Source organism: Pantoea sp. CTOTU49201, assembly GCF_032054795.1.
GTDB lineage: Bacteria > Pseudomonadota > Gammaproteobacteria > Enterobacterales > Enterobacteriaceae > Pantoea > Pantoea symbiotica.
The window spans coordinates 6108-10840 of sequence record NZ_DAMBSA010000129.1 but is presented as its reverse complement, the minus strand read 5'-3'; the positions used below and the strand labels follow the sequence as shown (position 1 = coordinate 10840).

Below are 4733 nucleotides of genomic sequence, written 5' to 3'. Positions count from 1 at the left end.
TGCGGGAAAATGGTGCCTTTATTCATAATCCCATTCGGATCAAACGCGGTCTTCAGCGCCTGCAAAATCGGCCAGGCGCTGCCGTGCTCCTGTTTCGCCCACTGCACGCGATGCTTGCCAATGCCGTGGTGATGCACCATCGAACCGCCTAGCTTTAGCGTCTCTTCCACAATCATGCCATTAAGCGGTACATGGTATTTCACCATCTCCTCTTCCGGGCGGCAATCCACCACGTTGTAGTCATAGACGAAATACATATTGGTGCCGTTGATGTAACTGTGCGACGAGTGCCCGCCTAGCATAGTAATGTCCTGCGCATGCGGGAATTCGTTGCGAATGCGCTTCAGCACGTTTTCGTAGATGGCATTAATGGTTGACCAGTCGCCCGACACTTCGGTGGTGAAGCCCATGTTGCCGGTGCGCATAATAAAGTCGCGCTCGGCCTGCACTTTCTCCGGTCCCCAATTAAGGTTTTCGAACCAGTTTTGGATCAGCTTGCTGTCAACCGGCTGACACTCGCGGTGCTGCGCCACAATCGCCTCAATGCCTTTCCCAGTGGCTTCGCTGATCCCGCGCGTCCCTTCCGCCATGAAAATCAGTACGCATTTATCTTTCGAAAAGTGACTGAAGTGTTGATTAGCATCCTCAGGATCGTAGAGACGCGCAATCGACGGACGATAACCATCAACCATCACTTCACGCAGAATGGCGAAGCCGGTTTTCATCGAATCAAGCAAATAGCCATAAAAACGGTTATTTTCTGGCTGATATTTAAACATTTTCACCGTGACTTCGGTGATGTAACAGAGCGCACCTTCGTTACCGATAATCACATGGCGAATATCCGGACCGGCCGCACGACGCGGAACGTTTTTGATGCGGGTGATGTCACCGTTCGGGAACACCGCTTCCAGTCCCACCACCATATCTTCGATGGCGCCATACAGCGTGGAGAACTGGCCGATACTGCGCGTGGCGACCAAACCGCCCATCTGCGCCAACGGCTTCGACTGCGGTGAATGGCCAGTGGTGTAACCCTGCGCGCGCAGCTGATTTTCCAGCACTTCCAGCGTTACGCCACACTGTGCGGTGACCTGCATATTTTCGATATCGATCTTAATGACCTTATTCATGCCGGAACCATCCAGCACCACAGAATTTGGCGCTGCGGTTTCCAGCCCGCCTTCGGTGGCAGATGCACCGGTACGCGGCACGCCGTTAATCTGGTGGCGATTCATAAAGGCCAGCACTTCAGAAACCTGCTGGGTGTTTTGTAACTTCACCACCGCTGCCGGAAACGGCATGGTATAGACGCCGTGAATATCGGCATATTTACGGAATCGATCGTGGCTGCTGCGCTTTAATTCTGCTTCATCGGTAATCACCTGCTGCGGACCGGCGATCTCTTTTAATTGTTCAACAATAGCTTGGCGTGAAAGCGTCATAATTCATTCCTCAATTTTTAGCGAACGCGGTAGCCGCCATCGACGACTAACAAATGACCGTTAACATAATCTGATGCGCGGCTGGCTAAATAGACCATCGCGCCCATTAAATCCTGCGTATTTCCCCAGCGATTAGCGGGAATATGATCCAGCACGCGTTGATTGGTTTCAGGATTACTGCGGGTATTTAACGTAATCGGCGTCGCGTAATAACCCGGCGCAATGCCGTTGACCTGGATATTGTGTTGACCTAGCTCGTCACAATAGGCTTTGGTTAAACCGGCAATCGCATGTTTGGTGGCGGCATAGGCGGGCGATCCTTGTCCTCCTAGCCAGGAGAAGAGCGAGCAAATATTAATTATCTTGCCCGACTTTTGCGGCACCATTATTTTTGCCGCCTGATGACTCATTTCAAATGCTGCGGTGAGATTCACCTGAATCATCGGATCCCAATCCTGACGATCAAATTCCAGCACCGAATTTAACTTACAGATCCCGGCGTTATTCACCAGAATATCCAGCCGACCAAAGCGTTCCAGACATTCGGCAATAATGCGTGCCGGTTCGCCCGCCTGCGTGATATCGGCTTGCATGAACTCCGCCCGAACGCCACAGCTTTCAATCAGTTGGCGCGTTTCCGCATTGGCAGGTGCCAGATCCGGAATAAACACATTGGCACCCGCTTTGGCTAACGCCACGGCAAAGGCCTGGCCGAGACCGCTGTTGCCGCCGGTGACAATGGCGCTTTTGCCATGCAACCCAAAGAAGTCGAGAGAAAAACTCTCCAGCGCTTCCGTCGTCATGATTTCACCTCCTGGCTAAATAACGGGCAATAAAAAAGGAGAAAAGCAAGCTCCTTCGCGGTGAAGCGAAGAAGTTACTTTTCTCCTAATCTCGAGTAACTGCCAATTACGCTAGCATGGTGAATTAAAAATAAAAAGCGATCGTAATCACAAAAGTTATTGCAACAAAAGTATGCGCTAATCACGCCATATAATTTACTGCGCACAAATTAAATAGGATAAAACCGAGAGCGCAATGAAACTGGCTTTTGTGATTTTCTTCACAACGCAAACTCCTGGCTGCGTGTTAAAAATGGCGTCTGTTACTGTCTGAGACGAAGAGAAAAGTAACTTTCCGCAATTGCGGAGAGGACGCTTTTCTCTTTTTTTTGTTTCTAATTTTGGGGATTTGAGATGCACGCTAAAAATACCACGCGCTGGCTAACCCTGGCGGTAATAAGCATCAGCGGGGGCATTAGTTTCGATCTCGCCTATTTACGCTATATCTATCAAATTCCCATGGCGAAATTTATGGGCTTTTCTAATACCGAGATTGGCGTCATTATGAGCACCTTCGGTATTACAGCGATTCTGCTTTACGCGCCGGGCGGCATCATTTCCGACAAATTCTCGCACCGCAAAGTGATGTCCGGCGCGATGATCGCCACCGGTTTATTAGGCATGATTATGGCGACTTATCCGCCGCTGTGGGCGATGTTGCTGATTCAGGTTGCCTTCGCCATCACCACCATTTTGCTGCTGTGGGCCGTATCGATCAAAGCCGCATCGCTGCTCGGCACACGTGAGGAGCAAGGCAAAATCATGGGCTGGATGGAAGGCCTGCGCGGTGTCGGCGTGATGGGCCTGGCGCTGTTTACCGTGTGGGTGTTTTCACGCTTTCATCCGGACGATCCCAACAGTCTTAAAGCAGTAATCCTGATTTACAGCGGCACCTATATTGCGCTGGGGATCGCCTGCTGGTTTCTGGTCAGCGATGGCTTTGCCCAGAGCGCCGACGAGGCACAATCTGCCTTTAGCCTGCAGCATGCGCTGCGCGTGCTGAAAATGCCCACCACCTGGTATTGCAGCATGATCATCTTCGGCGTCTATACGCTTTACGCCATTCTCAGCTACTCCACCAACTATCTCTCCGAGATTTACGGCATGTCGCTGGTCGCCGCCAGCTATATGGGCATCATCATCAACAAAGTGTTTCGCGCCATTTGTGGGCCAATGGGCGGTATGCTCACCAGTTACAGCCGCTGGCGCTCGCCAACGCGCGTGATTCAGGTATTTGCATTGGTGAGTTTCACCACGCTGATTCTGCTGTGGCTGGTCACACGGCAGCCGGTGAGTTTAGTGCTGGCGATTGGCCTGATTCTGTTGATGGCCTTTACCTGCTACGCCTCGCGCGGGCTCTACTTTGCCTGCATCGGCGAAGTGAATACGCCAAAACAAATTCTGGGCACCACCATCGGCATCTGTTCGGTGATTGGTTTTCTGCCGGATGTCTTCGTCTACCCGATCATTGGCCACTGGCAGGATACGCTGCCGCCCGCCCTCGCCTATCGCAATATGTGGATGATGGGCGCCACTGCCAGCGTTTTGGTGCTGGTGTTTACCGCGTTATTAATGGGACAAATCAAGCGTGTCGCGGCTGCGACAGCGCTGGCAAAAGGAGTCTGATATGTCTGGCTATTTGATGGGCATCGATGTGGGCACGCAAAGTGCCAAAGTGGTGATCTTCCAAACGGATGGCAAGGTGCTGTGCAGTGCCCAGCAACCGCTGCGCGCGCTGGCTATTCCGCAGCCAAACCGTGCTGAACATCCTGACGACGATCTCTGGACATCGGTGCAACAAGCCTGCCGCGCGGCAATGCTGCGTTTTCACCAGTTGGGCGGGCAACCGCATCAGCTGCTGGCCGCCGGATTGTGCGTGATCCGCTGCTGCCGTGTGCTGATGCGCGCTGACGGTGAACTGGCCTGGCCGGTGATCAACTGGATGGATGTGCGTCTTAATCAGCCTTATCAGCACGAAACGGCTTATGGTGACGTGCGCTGGATCACCACTACATCCGGCTATATCACCCATCGTCTTACCAGCGAAACGCGTGATACCAGCGCCAACTATATTGGCTGCTGGCCGATGGATGATGTGCATCAGGATTGGGATAACGCGCAGATGGCAGCCTGTAATCTGCGCCGCGAACAGCTGTTTGATGTGGTGCGGCCGGGCGAAGTGCTCGGTGAGGTAACATCTGCCGCTGCCAAAGCCAGCGGCCTGCCGCAAGGCTTGCCGATTGTGGCTACCGCGCACGATAAAGCGGTGGAAGCTTTGGGCGCGGGTGCGTTAGCCGATGATGAAGCGCTGATCTCACTCGGCACGTATATCGGTGCGATGGTGCACGGTGATGAAACCCCACGCAGTAGCGATCACTTCTGGCCGTTTCAGGCCGCGCTGCCGCAGCGTTTTCTCTACGAATGCATGGGCGTGCGGCGCGGCATG

At 53.1% G+C, this 4733-nt stretch carries 4 protein-coding genes; 2 read left to right on the top strand and 2 right to left on the bottom strand.

The window, feature by feature from the left end; genetic code table 11:
* Both RTY00_RS11220 and RTY00_RS11215 read right to left on the bottom strand, forming a co-directional pair.
* Nucleotides 1–1445: FAD-binding oxidoreductase (locus RTY00_RS11220; protein ID WP_312664483.1), on the bottom strand; the 1445-nt coding region annotated here is incomplete at its 3' end.
* 17 nt (nt 1446–1462) lie between these two features.
* Complete coding sequence (locus RTY00_RS11215; protein ID WP_312664482.1) at nt 1463–2248, bottom strand: SDR family oxidoreductase; 786 nt, start codon at nt 2246–2248, stop codon at nt 1463–1465.
* Nucleotides 2249–2641: 393 nt separating this feature from the next.
* On the opposite strand from RTY00_RS11215, the gene RTY00_RS11210 reads away from it, so the two are divergent.
* Nucleotides 2642–3913 carry an MFS transporter gene (locus RTY00_RS11210; RefSeq protein WP_312664481.1) on the top strand — a complete coding sequence of 424 codons (1272 nt, stop codon included), beginning with the start codon at nt 2642–2644 and terminating at the stop codon, nt 3911–3913.
* A gap of 1 nt (nt 3914) precedes the next feature.
* The coding region (locus tag RTY00_RS11205) for an FGGY family carbohydrate kinase (protein WP_312664480.1) at nt 3915–4733 on the top strand (819 nt) is incomplete at its 3' end.